This window comes from Geobacillus zalihae NBRC 101842 (genome assembly GCF_001544135.1).
In the GTDB taxonomy this organism is placed as follows: domain Bacteria; phylum Bacillota; class Bacilli; order Bacillales; family Anoxybacillaceae; genus Geobacillus; species Geobacillus zalihae.
In genome coordinates this window covers 21,061-38,333 of sequence record NZ_BCPV01000038.1, presented here as the reverse complement: position 1 = coordinate 38,333, position 17,273 = coordinate 21,061, and the positions used below count along the sequence as shown (strand labels likewise).

Annotated in this window: 16 protein-coding genes; 1 reads left to right on the top strand and 15 read right to left on the bottom strand. The window is 52.2% G+C overall.

Annotation, left to right across the window (positions count from 1 at the left end; translation table 11 throughout):
- The 15 genes from GZ1_RS11495 to GZ1_RS11425 all read right to left on the bottom strand — a co-directional run.
- Positions 1-1,301: YycH family regulatory protein (locus tag GZ1_RS11495; protein ID WP_060788509.1), on the bottom strand; the 1,301-nt coding region annotated here is incomplete at its 3' end.
- Positions 1,294-3,123, bottom strand: a complete 1,830-nt coding sequence (walK, locus tag GZ1_RS11490; protein WP_020754214.1) for a cell wall metabolism sensor histidine kinase WalK — start codon at positions 3,121-3,123, stop codon at positions 1,294-1,296. The genes GZ1_RS11495 and walK, both read right to left, overlap by 8 nt.
- Positions 3,124-3,129: 6 nt before the next feature.
- Positions 3,130-3,843: a response regulator YycF gene (yycF, locus tag GZ1_RS11485; protein WP_011232938.1), complete on the bottom strand. Its 714-nt coding sequence runs from the start codon at positions 3,841-3,843 to the stop codon at positions 3,130-3,132.
- A 188-nt stretch (positions 3,844-4,031) separates the two neighbouring features.
- The gene (locus tag GZ1_RS11480) at positions 4,032-5,318 is read right to left on the bottom strand and encodes an adenylosuccinate synthase (RefSeq protein ID WP_060788510.1); all 1,287 of its coding nucleotides are present in this window, start codon (positions 5,316-5,318) and stop codon (positions 4,032-4,034) included.
- Between the two features lie 217 nt (positions 5,319-5,535).
- Positions 5,536-6,900: a replicative DNA helicase gene (dnaB, locus tag GZ1_RS11475; RefSeq protein ID WP_011232940.1), complete on the bottom strand. Its 1,365-nt coding sequence runs from the start codon at positions 6,898-6,900 to the stop codon at positions 5,536-5,538.
- A 78-nt stretch (positions 6,901-6,978) separates the two neighbouring features.
- The gene (gene rplI, locus GZ1_RS11470; protein ID WP_020754217.1) at positions 6,979-7,428 is read right to left on the bottom strand and encodes a 50S ribosomal protein L9; all 450 of its coding nucleotides are present in this window, start codon (positions 7,426-7,428) and stop codon (positions 6,979-6,981) included.
- Positions 7,425-9,401, bottom strand: coding sequence for a DHH family phosphoesterase (locus tag GZ1_RS11465; protein ID WP_020754218.1), 1,977 nt, complete (start codon positions 9,399-9,401; stop codon positions 7,425-7,427). The genes rplI and GZ1_RS11465 overlap by 4 nt, the downstream gene beginning before the upstream one ends.
- A 46-nt stretch (positions 9,402-9,447) precedes the next feature.
- Entirely contained in the window at positions 9,448-10,374 is a 927-nt protein-coding gene (locus GZ1_RS11460) for a YybS family protein (protein ID WP_011232943.1), read from the bottom strand.
- Positions 10,375-10,510: 136 nt separating this feature from the next.
- Positions 10,511-10,747 carry a 30S ribosomal protein S18 gene (gene rpsR, locus GZ1_RS11455; RefSeq protein ID WP_008880812.1) on the bottom strand — a complete coding sequence of 79 codons (237 nt, stop codon included), beginning with the start codon at positions 10,745-10,747 and terminating at the stop codon, positions 10,511-10,513.
- Positions 10,748-10,844: 97 nt separating this feature from the next.
- Positions 10,845-11,339 (bottom strand): single-stranded DNA-binding protein, encoded by a 495-nt coding sequence (gene ssb, locus GZ1_RS11450; RefSeq protein WP_015376126.1) that lies wholly within the window; start codon positions 11,337-11,339, stop codon positions 10,845-10,847.
- Between the two features lie 30 nt (positions 11,340-11,369).
- Complete coding sequence (gene rpsF / locus GZ1_RS11445; RefSeq protein ID WP_011232945.1) at positions 11,370-11,657, bottom strand: 30S ribosomal protein S6; 288 nt, start codon at positions 11,655-11,657, stop codon at positions 11,370-11,372.
- A gap of 214 nt (positions 11,658-11,871) precedes the next feature.
- Entirely contained in the window at positions 11,872-12,972 is a 1,101-nt protein-coding gene (ychF, locus tag GZ1_RS11440; protein WP_013524881.1) for a redox-regulated ATPase YchF, read from the bottom strand.
- 239 nt (positions 12,973-13,211) lie between these two features.
- The gene (locus tag GZ1_RS11435) at positions 13,212-15,233 is read right to left on the bottom strand and encodes a molybdopterin-dependent oxidoreductase (RefSeq protein WP_013524882.1); all 2,022 of its coding nucleotides are present in this window, start codon (positions 15,231-15,233) and stop codon (positions 13,212-13,214) included.
- A gap of 56 nt (positions 15,234-15,289) precedes the next feature.
- Positions 15,290-15,487, bottom strand: a complete 198-nt coding sequence (locus GZ1_RS11430) for a DUF951 domain-containing protein (protein ID WP_011232948.1) — start codon at positions 15,485-15,487, stop codon at positions 15,290-15,292.
- A gap of 12 nt (positions 15,488-15,499) precedes the next feature.
- Entirely contained in the window at positions 15,500-16,405 is a 906-nt protein-coding gene (locus GZ1_RS11425; protein WP_060788508.1) for a mechanosensitive ion channel family protein, read from the bottom strand.
- A 186-nt stretch (positions 16,406-16,591) separates the two neighbouring features.
- On the opposite strand from GZ1_RS11425, the gene yyaC reads away from it, so the two are divergent.
- Entirely contained in the window at positions 16,592-17,215 is a 624-nt protein-coding gene (gene yyaC / locus GZ1_RS11420) for a spore protease YyaC (protein WP_060788507.1), read from the top strand.
- Positions 17,216-17,273: the final 58 nt, after the last annotated feature.

Sequence of the window (17,273 nt, the reverse complement as noted above, 5' to 3'; positions counted from 1 at the left end):
CCCGCCTCATCGCTCGTGTCCACCTTTTTCCACGTTTGTCCGTACAAGTAGAACCATGCCGGTTCAAGGCGGATGACTTTTTCCCGCTCGGGATCTTTGATGAGCTCATAGCCGATGGCGATATCTTTGATGAGCGATTTGCGAACGCCTTTCGTCTGTTCGAACCAGTTGACGACCTCATGGCCGGACGGCAGCGTTTTTGGTGTGCGGTTGCGATCCGCGATTTCAAGGCGGAAGAGCGGACGTTGGTATTTCATCAAATCGGACGCTCCCCACGTCTCCACGATTTCTGACATGCCGTATTCATTAAAGACTGGATAGCCGTTGACGACAAGCCGGAACGTGACTTTTCGATCCTCCTCGCTCCAGCGGGCGAAATGATACAGATCCGTCCAACCGCCATGCTCATTGACGAAATCAATGCTTTTTTGGATGATATGGGTTTCTTGCTCTGTTTGTCCCATATTCGAGACGCGCGCCGCTGGATTCACATACAGCAGCATCCGTTGAAGAAAATCGACGTCCATCAGCCGCGAACCGTCTGTATATTCTTCGCCAAACGGAATCAAATCTTTTTTGACAAAGCTTGGATCGCTAAAGAGCGCTTCTTTAAACTTGTCTGCGTCCAGCTCGTCGGTATAATATTGCAGACTGCTGAGCACCACTTCTTTTTCCGGCAAATACAACTGCTTCGTTTCGCTGACCGGATAAGCGAAATAACGCGGAAAATGGCTCGTTTCTTTCGCCAGCCGGCCGATCGCCGATAAGGAGGCATCGCTGGCAATCGCTTTGTAAATTTTGCGCTTGTCGGTCGCGATGAAGTAGATGGGGAACTCGTCCTTCCCGCCGAGCGGGACGAGCAGGCGGTCAAACGCCAAGCCGTCGAGCCCCCTGTCATCGATCGTGAAAATCAATCGGTATATGTCGATCGGCACCTCATCGGGGTAAATGATCTCAAGCCGCTCTTTGCCATTTAAAAACGATAAAAACTTCCCTTGCGGAACAGAAGACGAAACATCTTCGAAATCGTCAAGCGTCCATCTTCTCATTTCTTTCAGCACTTCATTTTTCTCTTCGTCTTTCGTCACAGCATAGGGGACGCCGTTTTTATGAATGAGAATCTGCTTTGGCTGCACGACCATCGCTGTATCCACTTGCGTATTGCTCACGGAGACGTGTTGAATGTATTCGTCGTTTTGCAACACGTCGTATTTCGGATGATATGTCCATAAGGCAAACGTTAAGGTAATGCTGATGAGCACAAGCAACGTCAACACGATGGTTTTGATCGTTTCATACATCGCACCAGTCATCCTTTTGCTCGCGTTCTAGCGGCAGCGTAAAATAAATCGTCGTCCCTTTATGTTCTTTGCTTTCCGCCCAAATCGTTCCGCCATGGGCGAGCACGACTTCTTTGGCAATGGCCAGCCCAAGCCCCGTACCGCCCAATTTGCGCGACCTGGCCTTGTCGACCCGGTAAAACCGCTCAAAAATTTTCGCCAAATCGGCCTTCGGGATGCCGACCCCTTCGTCGCTGACGCTGACAATCATTTCATCAGAAAGTTTGCGGACGCGAAATGTAATCGTCCCGCCTTGCGGAGAGTATTTCAAAGCGTTCGAAATAATGTTATCTAACACTTGCGTAATTTTATCTTCATCAACTTCAATAAAAATCGCCTCGCGCGGAATTTTGCGAACGAACCGGATGTTGTCGCTTTTCGTCAACTCAAATCGGTCAATGACTTTATGGAAATAGGCTGAAAAATTGATCCACGTTTTCTTCAGCTTGTAGTCTTTGCTGTCGAGCTTGGACAGATGGAGCAAGTCGTTGACGAGCCGAATCATCCGTTCCGTTTCATTTTGCACGACTTGAATGAACCTCGGCGCGATGTCTTTATCTTGCCAAGCGCCGTCAGCGAGCGCTTCTAGGTAGCTTTTCATCGTGGTGAGCGGCGTGCGCAATTCATGCGACACATTGGCGACAAACTGCCGCCGCTCGCGGTCGATTTTTTCCTGTTCGGTAATGTCGTGCAAAACGACGATCAACCCGTTGACAAATCCGCCCTCTTTTTGAATCACCGACAACGACGCGCGCAAAATATATAGTTCCTCATCCGTGCTGAAATCTAAAATGAGCGAATCGCGCTCCTCAAGCAGCGTTTCAAACGTATACTGGTCGGCAATGCCAAGCACGTCGACGATCGAACTCGACAGCACTGTTTCACGTGAAACATTCAAAATGTTTAACGCTGCATCGTTAATGAGAATGACGCGCCCGCGACGGTCGGTCGCAATGACGCCATCCGTCATATGCGTCAAGACGGACTCGAGCTTGCGCCGTTCCCCTTCCGTCGTCGCCTGCGCTTCCTGCAGTTTTTTGGTCAGGTTATTGAACGTCATCGCCAATTGGCCGATTTCATCATAGCCGTACACTTTGACCTTGCGTGAGAAATCTCCCCTCGTCATCGCCAGCGCTTGCCGGCGCATATCGGAAATCGGCCGGGTGATCGTGCGCGACAAAAAAATGCCGAGCACGGCGGTAATGGCGAGAGCGATCCCCGTCCCGGTCGCCAAAATCATATTGATTTGCCGCATTTGCGAAAAGACGTTTTCCATCGAGGCGATGACGTAAATGACACCTTTGATTTCGCCGCTCGTTTTGATCGGAGTCGACGAAATGTACATGCGATGACCTGTTTTCGAATCGAGCAGCATCCGGTCGACGATTTCGCCGGTGACGAGGGAACGTTTTACATAAATCTCGGTCGTCCGCTTTCCGACGATGTTTTGCATATACGGATTGGATGTCGCAAGCACTTTCCCTTTCTCATCGATGACGCGCACTTCGGAAATGTCTTGGGAAACGAAATCATGAAGAAGCGAACGGATGTCTTCTTCCAATGTCGGGCTTTTTTCATCGCGCTCCCGATTCATCGCCTGCTCGACGTTATAGGCGAGCAAGGTCACCCGTTCGTTTAATGAGTTTTTAAAGTTCTGCACAAGCTCCGTTTCCAGCTTGCGAACGAAGTACACGCCGATGATTTGCATGGCAACGAGAATCAGTAATACATAAATGATGACAAACTTAAAATGAATCGAACGGAATGGACCTACTTTTTTCATGCTGGCTCATGACTCCTGTTCCGGATTGCGCAAGTAATAGCCGACTCCCCGTCTTGTGACGATCCAATTCGGGTGGGAAGGGTTGTCCTCAATTTTTTCACGCAGACGTCTTACCGTCACGTCCACGGTGCGCACATCGCCATAGTAATCGTAGCCCCAGACGGTTTGCAGCAAATGCTCGCGCGTCATCACTTGGCCGATATGTTTCGCTAAGTAATGAAGCAGTTCAAATTCGCGGTGGGTCAGTTCAATGGTTTCCCCCCGCTTTTGCACGACATACGCGTCCGGACGGATGACGAGCGGGCCAATGACGATTTCATTTGTTTCGTTTTCTCCTTCTTCTTGGTTGGCCGTTTGCGCATGGCGGCGCAAGTTTGCCTTCACCCGCGCCAGGAGCTCGCGCGTGCTGAACGGCTTTGTCACATAATCGTCCGCACCAAGCTCCAACCCAAGCACTTTATCAATCTCGGAATCTTTCGCTGTCAGCATAATGATCGGCATATCATACTTTTTCCGCACTTCACGGCATACTTCCATGCCATCTTTTAACGGCAACATAATATCCAATAAAATCAAGTCCGGCATCGTTTCTTCAACTTTTTGCAGCGCTTCTTCGCCGTCGTAGGCGCAAATGACTTCATATCCTTCTTTTTGCAAATTAAATTGCAAAATATCGGCAATCGGTTTTTCATCATCAACGACTAAAATGCGTTTTTCCATCTCGCTCACATCCTTCCTTTTGCGATGGAATCCTATCATTACTAATTTACCATGTTATGAACATGAAATCATCCTTTGCCGATTGCCATTTTGAGGAGCCGATCAAAGAAAAAAGCATAGACGCGCGCGCATCTATGCCTGTCGTTTGCATTGTTTATACGCTGCCTGCCACCGTCCACTGTTGCCGCTTACGCGTAGACGCTGCGGACGACGTTCGTTTGCGAACGGTCCGGTCCGACGGAGAAAATCGAAAGAGGGATGCCGGTGAGCTGGGAAATGCGCTCGACGTAATGGCGGGCGTTCGCCGGTAGCTCGTCTAGACTTTTCACCCCGGTGATATCTTCCGTCCAGCCAGGAAGTTCTTCATAGATCGGCTCGCATTCGGCCAACACTTTTAAGCTGGCTGGAAATTCTTCGAGCACTTGGCCGCGGTAGCGATAGGCGACGCAAATTTTCAACGTTTCAATGCCGGTCAACACGTCGATCGAGTTAAGCGACAAGTCCGTAATGCCGCTCACCCGGCGGGCATGACGGACAACAACACTGTCAAACCAACCGACGCGGCGCGGACGGCCGGTCGTCGTCCCATACTCGCGGCCGACTTCGCGAATGCGGTCGCCGATTTCATCGTGCAGCTCTGTCGGGAACGGCCCGTCGCCGACGCGCGTCGTATAGGCTTTCGCCACCCCGACGACATGCTTGATTTTCGTCGGCCCGACACCGGCGCCGATCGTGACCCCGCCAGCGACTGGATTCGACGACGTGACAAACGGATACGTTCCTTGGTCAATGTCAAGCATGACGCCTTGCGCTCCTTCGAACAAGACGCGGCGCCCTTCATCGAGCGCATTGTTCAATACGACCGATGTGTCGCAGACGTATTGGGCGATTTGCTGGCCGTACTCGTAATACTCCTCAAAAATGTCCTCGAAGCGGAACCCTTCGGTACCGTACACTTTTTCGAACAACATGTTTTTCTCTTCCAAGTTGCGGGCCAGCTTTTCCGCGAACACATCGCGGTCAAGCAAATCAACAATGCGGATGCCGATGCGCGCCGCCTTGTCCATGTACGCCGGCCCGATTCCTTTTTTCGTCGTGCCGATTTTATTGGCGCCTTTCCGCTCTTCCTCAAGCTCGTCCAACTTCAAATGATACGGCAAAATGACATGGGCGCGGTTGCTGATGCGCAAATTATCGGTCGAAACGCCGCGCTCATGCAAATAGGAAAGCTCGGCGACAAGCGCTTTCGGATCAATGACCATGCCGTTGCCGATGACGCAAATTTTATCTTTATAAAAAATGCCCGACGGGATCAAGTGCAGCTTATACTTTTCCCCGTTGAACACGATCGTGTGTCCGGCGTTGTTTCCCCCTTGATACCGGGCAATCACTTCCGCATTTTCCGATAAAAAGTCCGTAATTTTCCCTTTCCCTTCATCGCCCCATTGCGTGCCGACAACAACGACTGACGACATGGCGAGCACCTCCAGTTTCCTCGGTCTAAACATTGTCAGTGTACCAGTTTTCAGCCATAAAGTCAATGAAACACGAACATTAAAAGAAAATATCGTCTTTTTTATTCGTTTATTAATGATCAGGAAGGCTCCCTCTTCAACGCCGCGGGTGTAAACGGGGAAATAGTCAAAGACCAAAAGAACAAAAAGGCGCTCGACGCCGGCAGCGCGGTCCGTCTTACGCCCCCGGTGGAATTTGCGCCTCATCGAAACGGCGCTCTAAGTTGACGAATTTATTGTACTCTTTAATAAAGGCGAGCTGCACCGTCCCGACCGGGCCGTTCCGCTGTTTGGCGATAATGATTTCGATGATGTTTTTGTTCTCGGAATCTTTGTTGTAGTAGTCGTCGCGATACAAAAAGGCGACGATATCAGCGTCTTGCTCAATGCTCCCCGATTCGCGAAGATCGGACATCATCGGCCGCTTGTCCTGGCGCTGCTCAACGCTGCGCGACAGCTGTGACAAAGCAATGACCGGCACTTCGAGCTCGCGGGCGAGCGCCTTTAACGAACGGGAGATTTCCGACACTTCCTGCTGGCGGTTTTCCCGGTTGCGCCCACTTCCTTGAATGAGCTGCAAATAATCGATCACCACCATGCCGAGGCCGCTTTCCTGTTTCAAGCGGCGGCATTTGGCGCGAATGTCGCTGACGCGGATGCTCGGCGTATCGTCAATATAAATGCCGGCGTTTGACAAACTGCCCATCGCCATCGTCAGCTTGCCCCAATCTTCCGGCGTCAGCTTGCCAGTGCGCAAGTTTTGGGCGTTGATGTTGCCTTCGGCGCAAAGCATCCGCATCACAAGCTGCTGGGCGCTCATTTCCAAGCTGAAAATCGCGACATTTTCGTTCGTCTTCGTCGCCACATTTTGGGCGATGTTTAATGCGAATGCCGTCTTCCCGACCGATGGCCGGGCGGCGACGATAATCAAGTCGCTGCGCTGAAATCCGGACGTCATCCGGTCGAGTTCCGTGAATCCGGTCGGGATGCCGGTGATGTCCCCGTTCCGGTTATGGAGCATTTCAATGTTGTCATACGTCTGTACGAGAACATCTTTAATATTTTTAAAGGCGCCTGAATGTTTCCGTTGGGAAACCTCCATAATTTTCCGTTCCGCTTCATCGAGCAAAACGTCAATTTCATCTTCCCTTGTATAGCCATCTTGGGCAATCGATGTCGCCGTGCGAATGAGGCGGCGAAGCAATGATTTTTCTTCAACAATGCGGGCGTAGTATTCGACGTTGGCCGCTGTCGGCACAGAATCAGCAAGCTCGCTTAAGTAGGAGACACCGCCCACTTCCTCCAGCTGCTCCAAAGCGGCCAGTTCCGCCGTCACCGTCACTAAATCGACCGGCTCGCCTTTATCAGCGACGCGAAGCATGGCGTGGAAAATTTTTTGATGGGCCGCGCGGTAGAAGTCTTCGGGAATTAATCGTTCCGAGGCGAGCGTCAGCGCAGTGGGATCCAAAAACACAGCGCCAAGCACGGCCTGCTCGGCTTCAATGCTTTGCGGAGGAATTCGTTCTGAAAAAAGTTCGCTCATCGTCTCACCGCCTTTTCCCCCGTTTCATTTCCGTCGATAATGCCCCCGCCATAGCGGGCGGGGGCATCGTCGCTACCGTTATTTTTGTTCCTTGACGTGCACTTTTAAGGTCGCTGTCACTTCCGGATGGAGCTTCACCGGCACATTCGTATATCCGAGGGAGCGAATGGCATCAGCAAGCTCGATTTTCCGTTTGTCAAGCTTTAAGCCATGCTGGGTCTGAAGCGCCTCAGCGATTTGCTTGCTCGTGATCGAGCCAAACAAACGGCCTCCCTCGCCCGCTTTCGCCGGGATTTCCACCGTCAGCTTCTCGAGCTCTTCTTTCAGTTTTCTCGCATTGGCCAATTCTTCCGCCGCTTGGCGCTGCTCTTTTTGTTTTTGCGCCTCGAGCGCTTTGATGTTCGCCGGCGTCGCTTCAATGGCGAGCCCTTGTTTGAACAAAAAGTTGTTTGCGTAACCGTCGGCGACGTCTTTGATTTCCCCTTTTTTCCCTTTTCCTTTCACATCTTTTAAAAAAATGACTTTCATGATGGCTTCCCCCCCTCGAAATAGTCATGAATGGCTTCACGCAGCTGCCGCTCCGCCTCTTCCACCGTCACTTCGGACAATTGGGCGGCGGCGTTTGTCAAATGTCCGCCTCCACCAAGCCGTTCCATAATGACTTGCACGTTGACATCGCCGAGCGAGCGGGCGCTGATGCCGACCGTCCCGTCGGACCGCTTGGAAATGACGAACGAGGCAACGACGCCGCTTAAAGTGAGAAGCGTATCGGCCGTTTGCGCAATCAACACTTGGTCGTGCACCTCGTTTTCGCCGCCTTTGGCGATGGCGATGCCATGCTCATCGATCACCGCCCGTTCGATCAATTTCGCCCGTTTGACGTAGTTGGCGATGCTTTCCCGCAGCAATTTTTGCACAAGCACCGTATCCGCTCCTTGGGCGCGCAAGTATGACGCGGCGTCGAACGTCCGCGAGCCGGTGCGGAGCGTAAAGCTTTTCGTGTCGACGACGATGCCGGCAAGCAGGGCGGTCGCTTCGAGCATCGTCAGCTTCATCCGTTTCGGTTGGTACTCTAACAGCTCGGTGACGAGTTCCGATGTCGAAGAAGCATAAGGCTCCATATAGACGAGAATCGGCGCCTCAATGAACTCTTCGCCGCGGCGATGGTGATCAATGACGACGATATGGTCGGTGCGATACAATAGCCGCTCTTCAATGACGAGCGACGGACGATGCGTATCGACGACGATCAAAAGCGTATCCTCGGTGACGAGCTCAAGCGCCTGCTCCGGTTTTAGGCATCTTGACCATAATTCAGCATGTTTTTTCATTTCCTCAAGCAACCGTTGCGCCCCGGCATCCGTTTTGGCCGGATCGACGACGATAAACCCTTCCTTTTGGTTCGATTGGACGACTTTTAAAACGCCGATCGCCGCTCCCATGGCGTCCATATCGGGATATTTATGGCCCATGATGAGCACTTTGTCGCTTCCTGCAATCAGTTCGCGAAGCGCATGGGAAATAACGCGGGCGCGGACGCGCGTCCGCTTTTCCATCGGGTTCGTTTTGCCGCCGTAAAACTTCACTTTTCCATTTCCTTGCTTAATCGCGACTTGATCGCCCCCGCGCCCCAACGCTAAGTCCAAGCTTGATTGGGCGAGCGCCCCGAGCTCCGGGAGCTGGGACACGCCGGCGCCGATGCCGATGCTCAGCGTCAGCTGGGCATGATGTTTTGCCGTCTGCTCTCGCACTTCGTCGAGAATGGAAAATTTGCTTTTCTCGAGCCGCCCAAGAATATGTTCGTTCAATACGGCAATAAATCGGTCGGATGACGTCCGCTTTAAAAAAATGCCATAGTCGTTCGCCCACCGGTTCAACACGGACGTGACGAGGCTGTTTAGTTGGCTTTTTGCCTGATCGTCCATCCCTTGCGTAATTTCATCATAATTGTCAAGAAAAATAATGGCGAGCACCAGCCGTTCCGCTTCATACTGCCGCTTCAATTCCAAATGCTCAGTAACATCAAAAAAGTAAAGAAGCCGTTCCGAGCGGCGAATGACCACTTTCAGTTGCTTTCCGTTCAATTCGACGATCTCTTCGTCCGTTTTTCCCCTTTTCACAAAAGCGGCCAACGATTCGGAAAGCTCGGCGAGAGAGCGGCCGACAAGCGTCTGTTCCTTAAAGCAGGCGGCCAAAAAACGGTTCGACCACTCGATTTCTCCCCCTTCATCGATGAGCATAATGCCGATCGGCATTTGCATCAACGCTTCCTCGCCTACTTTTTTCACCCGGTGCGACAAATTGGAAATATAGTGCTCCAACTCTTTATGCAAGGAGCGTTGCGCCCCAATGACATAATAAAGCACAAACCCGACGCCAAGAAGGGCGACGAGGCCAAGCAGCCATTGGAAGTAAAACAAGCCGATCGCCATAAGCACCGCCAAGGCGGCTAACGCATATAACGGATAGCGATACGCTTTCCTTTCATAAAAATGGGACATTCAAGTCAGCTCCTACACTGAAGAAATGACTCGCCTGATCCAATTATCATATGCGGCGGCGCAAATCAAATCCTAAATCAATTATACCGAATATCGCCACAAGATAAAGTAGAAAAGGCAGGAATAAGCAAACAACCGTCCCTGCCGCCACCACACCTTTGCCAACCCCTTTTTTGTAAGCGGCGTAGTAAAGAAACGAAAATCCTTGCACGATCATCGCCAGCTGCAACACATACGATAAGTTCAACACGGCGATATAGGCAAACGATCCTTCTTTGAACGGGAACAAGGAGAGAAGGAGCACGAAGACATACAACCACAATACAGTTTTCGGCCACATAAGCTCGCGAAACGGCGGCCATGAACCGACCGGCAGCTTCAGCCTCTTCATCACCGGCAGCGAGACGATGATCGTCGCGTACGCCAGCGCAAACGAAGCGATGACAAACAGCGTCGGAACCATATAGCCGATCAGCTTCAGCCCTTGTTCGAACTGCCTTTGCATCTCCAAAGGCGGCGCTTGTCCCATTCCCTTCATTAGATTCATTGCCGTGTCAAACGATTCTCGCACGAGCGCAAGCGTATCTTGGATCATATCGACGTGCAAAAATTGAATCGAGATGATGTAATCAAGCACGATATTCGCCAAAAATACAAGCGCGCCGACAAGAAGAACAAGATAACGGTTTTTCTGTTTCGAAAGCATCGCGCCGACGGCCATGCCGACGGTGCCAAACATAAGCGCCATCGGCAGCGACAAAAGCGAGCCGATCAAACCGGAGATGACAAGGGCCGCCGCCAGCAGCAACATAGCTGGAATCCACCCATGGCGCATCGTAAACACCATAAACGGAAGCGCTAAAAACAAAGCGGCGACAATCCCAATGACCGGCGCGTACAGCGCAAGCAAAAACAAAACAGCAAACAGCGCGAGCTCAATCGCCGCTTCGGTGAGGGCGTGCGTTTTTCGCAATGGACGTTCCCCTTTCTTTGTTTTTTTAGTGATTTGACCTCCTTCCCCACTTTCACTCTGCTTGGGAGTGGGAGTCCGCTCAGTCAGAGGAGATAAAAAAAGCAGTAAGGATCCCCCCTTACTGCTTGCTTTCGGCTCACTCATCCGCAACGTACGGCAGAAGCGCCATTTGGCGCGCGCGTTTGATCGCGACCGTCAATTTGCGCTGATATTTCGCGCTCGTTCCCGTTACACGGCGCGGCAAAATTTTGCCGCGTTCAGAAATGAACTTTTTCAGCAAATCGACATCTTTGTAGTCGATATGCGTAATGTTGTTCGCCGTGAAGTAACATACTTTGCGGCGTTTGCCGCGGCCGCCTTTCCGTCCTGCCATGCTGTTTCCTCCTTTCCGTTGCCATCGTTTCCTCATCGGTGGAATGGCCCGCTGCCTGCGCTTTGCTTCAAGACAGGGGCTTCAAGCGACTTGTTTATTAAAACGGCAAATCATCATCAGAAATATCGATCGGCTGGCCGTCATTGGCGAAAGGATCGTCATCGATGCGGCCAAACCCTTTTTCATCGGGATGTCGGTGGTTCTGATCTTGTCCGAATGGGAATGGATCCCCGTAGTAGCCGCCTGCTGTTGCCCCTCGCTGCTCGCTCGTTCCTTTCGGCTCAAGAAATTGGACGCTATCAGCCACCACTTCCGTCACGTACACGCGCCGACCTTCTTGATTTTCATAGCTGCGGGTTTGCAGTCGGCCATCGACACCAGCCAAGCTCCCCTTTTTCAAAAAGTTGGCGACGTTTTCCGCCTGGCGGCGCCAAACGACACATTGAATAAAATCCGTTTCCCGCTCGCCCTGCTGATTTGTAAACGGACGGTTGACCGCGAGCGTAAACGTGGCAACAGCCACTCCGCTTGGAGTGTAACGCAACTCCGGATCTCTCGTTAACCTGCCGACCAAAATGACGCGGTTAATCATCAGAACCACCTCTTCATCATGTCGAAAAGATTATTCTTCTTCTTTGACGACGATATGACGGATGATGTCTTCGCTGATGCGCGCTAAGCGGTCGAATTCTTGCACCGCTTTCGGCTCCGATACGACATTGACGATCATGTAATAGCCGTCGCGGTATTTTTGAATTTCATAGGCTAAGCGGCGCTTGCCCCAATCCGTCACGTTCGTAATCTCCGCGCCGTTTTCTTTCAACACGTTGTTGAACCGTTCCACGAGAGCTTGTCTCGCTTCATCGTCCATGTTCGGGCGGATGATGTACATGATTTCGTACTTTCTCACGCTCGTCACCTCCTTTTGGTCTAAGCGGCCCTTCCATTCGAAGAGCAAGGAGCAATCACCATTACTCACATTTGTTGATTATACCATGACCGACAACGATAAGCAAGGCAGTTTGCCGCATTCCGTCGGCGCAAACATCTTCCATCCGTATGGCCAAGCCAAAAACGGCCCCACGCCGTGACCTGCTGCATCCGCCCTGCCCTCGAACCAATGGTTACACGTTGAACCGGAAATGCATAATGTCGCCGTCTTGCACTTCGTAGTCTTTTCCCTCCAAGCGCACTTTTCCGGCTTCGCGCGCCGCCGCCATCGATCCAGCCGCGACAAGGTCATCGTACGACACCGTTTCCGCGCGAATAAACCCTCGCTCAAAGTCGGAATGGATGATGCCGGCGCATTGCGGCGCTTTCATCCCTTTGCGGAACGTCCACGCCCGCACCTCCTGCTCGCCGGCGGTGAAAAACGTCGCCAATCCGAGCAAGCTGTAAGCGGCGCGGATAAGTTGGTCAAGGCCGGACTGCTCGATGCCGAGCTCCTGTAAAAATTGCCGTTTTTCCTCATCGCTGAACTCAGCGATTTCCTCTTCGATTTTGGCGCAGACAACAATGACTTCAGCGTTGTCGCGCTTGGCAAACTCGCGCACGTCCTTGACAAACGGATTGCCGCTAGAGTCAGCGATATCTTCCTCGCCGACATTGGCGACGTAAAGCATCGGCTTTATCGTCAACAAATGCAGCTGCTTGACGACTTTCATCTCTTCATCAGTGAACTCGAGTGTGCGCGCCGGCTTGCCGGCTTCGAGCGTCTCCTTCAACCGCCGCAAAATGTCGTATTCAAACGCCGCCTCTTTATCCTTTTGCTTGGCGATTTTGCCGACCCGCTCGATTCGTTTGTCAATCGTTTCCAAATCAGCCAACACGAGCTCCAAATTGATCGTTTCGATATCGGCGAGCGGGTCGACTTTGCCCGCCACGTGGGTGATGTTTTCATCACTGAAGCAGCGGACGACTTGGCAAATTGCATCGACTTGGCGGATGTGAGACAAAAACTTGTTGCCAAGCCCCTCTCCTTTGCTCGCCCCTTTGACGATGCCCGCGATATCGGTAAATTCAAAAACAGTCGGCACCGTCCGCTTCGGCCGAAACATTTCCGTCAATACATCGAGCCGCTCATCGGGCACTTCGACGACACCGACGTTCGGCTCAATTGTGCAAAACGGATAGTTGGCTGACTCAGCACCTGCTTTTGTAATGGCGTTAAACAGCGTCGATTTGCCGACGTTCGGCAATCCGACGATTCCTGCTGTCAATCCCATTCGTTCCACTCCTCTTTCCCGTTCACATCTTTCCTCATTATATGGGCTGGCCAAGAAAATGACAAGCGCGCCGCAAGCGGGGAATGTTTCCTCTCCCACCCGCTTCAAAAAAGGCGGAAGTTTGCGCCCTTTTCCCAACACTTGGATGACAAAATCATCTTTTCGGATCAACAGCCTCAAACCGCATTTTGTCGTCGACAATATCTTTTTTCTACTGATCCGAAGCAACTGTGAACCGCTTACTTTGCTTCCGACGTGACTTTTTCAATATTGACCAAACAGTCATACAGCGTGCTGCCGCAGCCGTTATCCGACTCCAAATCGGACGTGAGGACGTTGACCGGCCCGCCGAACACTCCCCATTGTCCTTCGTCAATGTTGATCGTGCCTGGGTAGGCGCCATCAAGCATCTTGACCGTTCCCACGAGCGATCCACGGTCGTTGTAAACAAGCGCCCGGTCGCCATCGGCAAGACCTTTTGCCGCAGCAACATCAGCCGCTACCTCAATGCGGACTGTCTGAAGCGCTGGGATGAGCGGATAATGTTGCGAATGATTCGAACGGAGCGGATGGATCGTCAACAGCCGATACGGATATTTGGCGGCTAGTGCCGGATTGGACTCCTCCGATTCGGCCGGATACATGATTTGCAGCCGGCCGTCCATCCCTTTTTGCTTGGCGATGGTTGACGTAAATTCGTATTTTCCGCTTGGCGTTTGAAACCGGCGGTCGCGCCATGGCACCGGTTCGACAGGCAAAAGGACGCGGTGTTCTGTTTTCAATCGCTTCAGCGTAATGCCGTGATGCTCCAACGGCCGGAGCGCCATCGCAAGAAACTGCTCACGCGTATAGGCAAAATCATCCCCAAACCCGAGCCTTTTTGCCAGCTCCGTCCAAATCCACAAGTCCGGCTTCGCCTCACCCGGCGGGTCGACAAGCTTCGGCCCGTAGTTCAAATACGCATGGTACATCGATGAACAATAGACGTCTTCCTCTTCAAACGAAGCCGCTACTGGCAAAACATAATCAGCCATGGCAGCCGTATCGGTCATGAACTGCTCAAACACAACCACCGTTTCAACGGAAGCGAACGCTTTTTTCATCAAGTTCGTGTTCGGCACTTGAGCGAGCGGGTTGCCGCACGTGACGATCACCATGCCGATCGGTGGATCATTCGCCCGCAATATCTCTTCTCCCTGCTTCATCATCGTCCATGTGCGCGATGCCGTTTTCCGCTCTGGGAGCGTCAATGCGGCTTTATCAAAACACTCGCCCACCTGCAAGTTGCCAAAATTCGCCCCTCCACCCGGAATGCCAACGTTGCCGCTTGCGGCGACAAGGGCATCGATCCATCGGATTGTATTGCCGCCGTTCGCATAGCGTTGCATGCCAAGGCCAAGATACGTTGCGGTCGGCCGGTCCCCGTAAAGCCGGGCCAGCTCCGTCATTTGATCGCGGCTAACACCGGTATGCCGCTCAATCTCCGCCAACGAAATTGTCTGCAATAGTTGTTTGACATCATCAAACCCAATTGTATGTTGCTTGATAAAGGCCCGGTCCTCCAACCCGAGTCGAAGCAGCTCTTTCATAATGCCCATCGCCAAAAAAGCGTCCATTCCCGGCTTGATGCATACGTACTGATCGGCGATGCGCGCCGTCGGGCCAAACAGCGGATCGATGACCACAATGGTCGCCCCGCGTTTTTTCGCGGCAAGCAACCGCTCGAATAAATGCATGTTCGTGCGGGCGACGTTTCGCCCCCAAATGACGATGTGGCGGCTGTTGTCGATATCTTCTGGCGCATGGCTGTAGGCGTTGCCAAAATCCCATGTCTGCGCCTCAATGCCCGCGCCCCAGCAAAGGCTGCCGATAAGCTCTGTTGCCCCACCATAACAATTAAAAAAACGGCGGTCCAGGTTTTTCAGCAGCCCGTTGTTGGCGTAATCATGGCTGTGAAGCACGGCTGTCGGCCCAAATTGTTCTTTCAACTTCCGCATTTTCCCGGCGATGTCATCAAGCGCCTCTTCCCAAGAAATGCGAACGAACTGCCCGTTTACTTTTTTCAACGGATAGAGAAGGCGTTCTTTGGCGTTTACCCGCTCTTTCAACATCCGCCCGCGTCCGCAAATGTTCCCTTTCGTGATGGGATGGTGTTCGTCGCCGTCAACCCGTACGACTTTCCCCTCGTTCACCGTCACCTTCAGCCCGCATACGTCCCAGCAGTTGAGCGGACATGATGTTACATGCGTCGTTCCCGTCATTTTCTCCCTCCCCTTCGCAACAAAAGAGCATGGCCTCGCCACCATGCTTCATTTGCTTATTCTTCATGCTTGACGAGCACTTTTTTCATTTTGCGGATAAACTCTTTGCGCGGCAACAAAACGCTATGGGCGCACCCTTCGCATTTAATGCGGATGTCAGCGCCCAAGCGGATCACTTTCCAACGATTCGTTCCACATGGGTGCGGCTTTTTCATTTCGACGATATCGTATAGGCCGAACTGTTTCTCTTCCATCGATCCACCTCCCTATGACAACGATTGCTCCCGTTGCGGCTTTGCCTCCGGCTGCTCTTGTCCGTCGCGGCGATGCAGCACAAGCCGCGGGTATGGGGTTTCGATTCCCCGTTCGTCCAACAGCAACTTCACTTCCTTGCGGATCGCCCGAGCGACCGCCAGATGGCGCATCGGCTTCGTTTCGCACGTGATGCGCAATACGACTTCTGAGCTGGCTAAATTTTGCACGCCAAGCAATTCCGGCGGGGCGACCATGTCTTCATACTTCGCCGGCAGCTGCGGAAGAAACTCGCGGATGGCTTTCTCCGCCTCTTCAATGTCTTCTTCATAGGCGATGCTGACGTCAACGACAGCGAGGCTGTTGTGCAGTGAATAGTTCGTCACTTGAGTGATGCTGCCGTTTGGCAAAATGTGCACTTCCCCGGTCCAACTTTTAATTTTCGTCACCCGAAGCCCAATCGTTTCAACATACCCTTCAAAATTGCCGATGCGCACATAATCGCCGACCGCAAACTGGTCTTCAAAAATGATGAAAAATCCAGTGATGATGTCTTTCACTAAGCTTTGTGCGCCAAAACCCACGGCCAGCCCGACGACCCCAGCCCCGGCGAGCAGCGCTTTGACGGGAACGCCAAACGTATCTAAAATCATCAAGAGCGCAATAAAATATAGTACGTACGTAATGACGTTGTCGAGCAGCCGAACGAGCGTCGCCTCCCGCCGTTCGGAAATGCGGATCGGCGCCTTCTGTCGCACTTTGAACATGTTATGAACGGCAATTTTCAACACTTTCACCGCAATGGCGCATATGAGTAGGATGAGAACAATCTTCAGCGTCCCTTTTCCGATCTGGAGCCACAATTTCTCATCTATCAAAAATGCGAACAATCGGCTCATCGTTTTTTCCATCGTGTTCAACGTTGGCGACACCTCAATCTTTTTTCTTGTTCTGCGCTTTTATTTTAACAAGACCGGCCGCTGATTTGTAGCCCGATATCCCGTTATCGCGAAGAAAAGGCAAGAAAACGAACAATGAAATGTATATCATTCTTTTATTTTCCGTATACTGTTAATACTTTTGAAACGAAAGTAGGAGTGAAGCGAATGAGTATACCATCGATATTTTTCTCGTCCAAGGAGGAAAGGGACCGCGTGTTTTACGATGAGCAAGGGGCGGTGTCGTCGATCGCTTGGCAGGTCGCCTCACTGCTTCCCGACCCGCTCGTTCAGCCGGTCGCTATCGTTTGCATCGGCACAGACCGCTCGACCGGCGATTCGCTTGGACCGCTCGTCGGCACGATGCTCAAAGAGAAGCCGTTGGCTCGCTTCCACGTGTACGGAACACTCGAAGAACCCATCCATGCCGTTAATTTGGAAGAAAAGGTAGAAGCCATTCGACTCATTCATCACGATCCGTTCATGATCGCGGTCGATGCCTGCCTCGGGCGGCTGAAAAGCGTCGGCGCCATCACGATTGCCAAAGGACCGGTCCGCCCTGGGGCTGGGGTCAACAAACAGCTCCTTCCCGTCGGCGACGCCCATATTACTGGGGTTGTCAATGTCAGCGGGTTTATGGAGTTTTTCGTCCTGCAAAATACGCGCCTCCATCTTGTCATGAATATGGCGAAAACGATCGCCAATGGCATTTACGAAGCAGAGCGGTTCATCCTCCGAAAAGAGCGGCTCGCTGCCCCTCCGCTCTCAACAGACCGGCATTCATTATGGTAGGCAGCAAATCCCCCTCTTGGTCAGCTGTTCAAGGAGGGGATTTCTTTTCTGTCCGGCC

Bases quoted from the DNA above. Each gene is read 5' to 3' on its own strand.
- walK (WP_020754214.1), bottom strand. From the start codon at position 3,123: ATGAAAAAAGTAGGTCCATTCCGTTCGATTCATTTTAAGTTTGTCATC.
- yycF (WP_011232938.1), bottom strand. From the start codon at position 3,843: ATGGAAAAACGCATTTTAGTCGTTGATGATGAAAAACCGATTGCCGAT.
- GZ1_RS11480 (WP_060788510.1), bottom strand. From the start codon at position 5,318: ATGTCGTCAGTCGTTGTTGTCGGCACGCAATGGGGCGATGAAGGGAAA.
- dnaB (WP_011232940.1), bottom strand. From the start codon at position 6,900: ATGAGCGAACTTTTTTCAGAACGAATTCCTCCGCAAAGCATTGAAGCC.
- rplI (WP_020754217.1), bottom strand. From the start codon at position 7,428: ATGAAAGTCATTTTTTTAAAAGATGTGAAAGGAAAAGGGAAAAAAGGG.
- GZ1_RS11465 (WP_020754218.1), bottom strand. From the start codon at position 9,401: ATGTCCCATTTTTATGAAAGGAAAGCGTATCGCTATCCGTTATATGCG.
- rpsR (WP_008880812.1), bottom strand. From the start codon at position 10,747: ATGGCAGGACGGAAAGGCGGCCGCGGCAAACGCCGCAAAGTATGTTAC.
- ssb (WP_015376126.1), bottom strand. From the start codon at position 11,339: ATGATTAACCGCGTCATTTTGGTCGGCAGGTTAACGAGAGATCCGGAG.
- ychF (WP_013524881.1), bottom strand. From the start codon at position 12,972: ATGGGATTGACAGCAGGAATCGTCGGATTGCCGAACGTCGGCAAATCG.
- GZ1_RS11435 (WP_013524882.1), bottom strand. From the start codon at position 15,233: ATGACGGGAACGACGCATGTAACATCATGTCCGCTCAACTGCTGGGAC.
- GZ1_RS11430 (WP_011232948.1), bottom strand. From the start codon at position 15,487: ATGGAAGAGAAACAGTTCGGCCTATACGATATCGTCGAAATGAAAAAG.
- yyaC (WP_060788507.1), top strand. From the start codon at position 16,592: ATGAGTATACCATCGATATTTTTCTCGTCCAAGGAGGAAAGGGACCGC.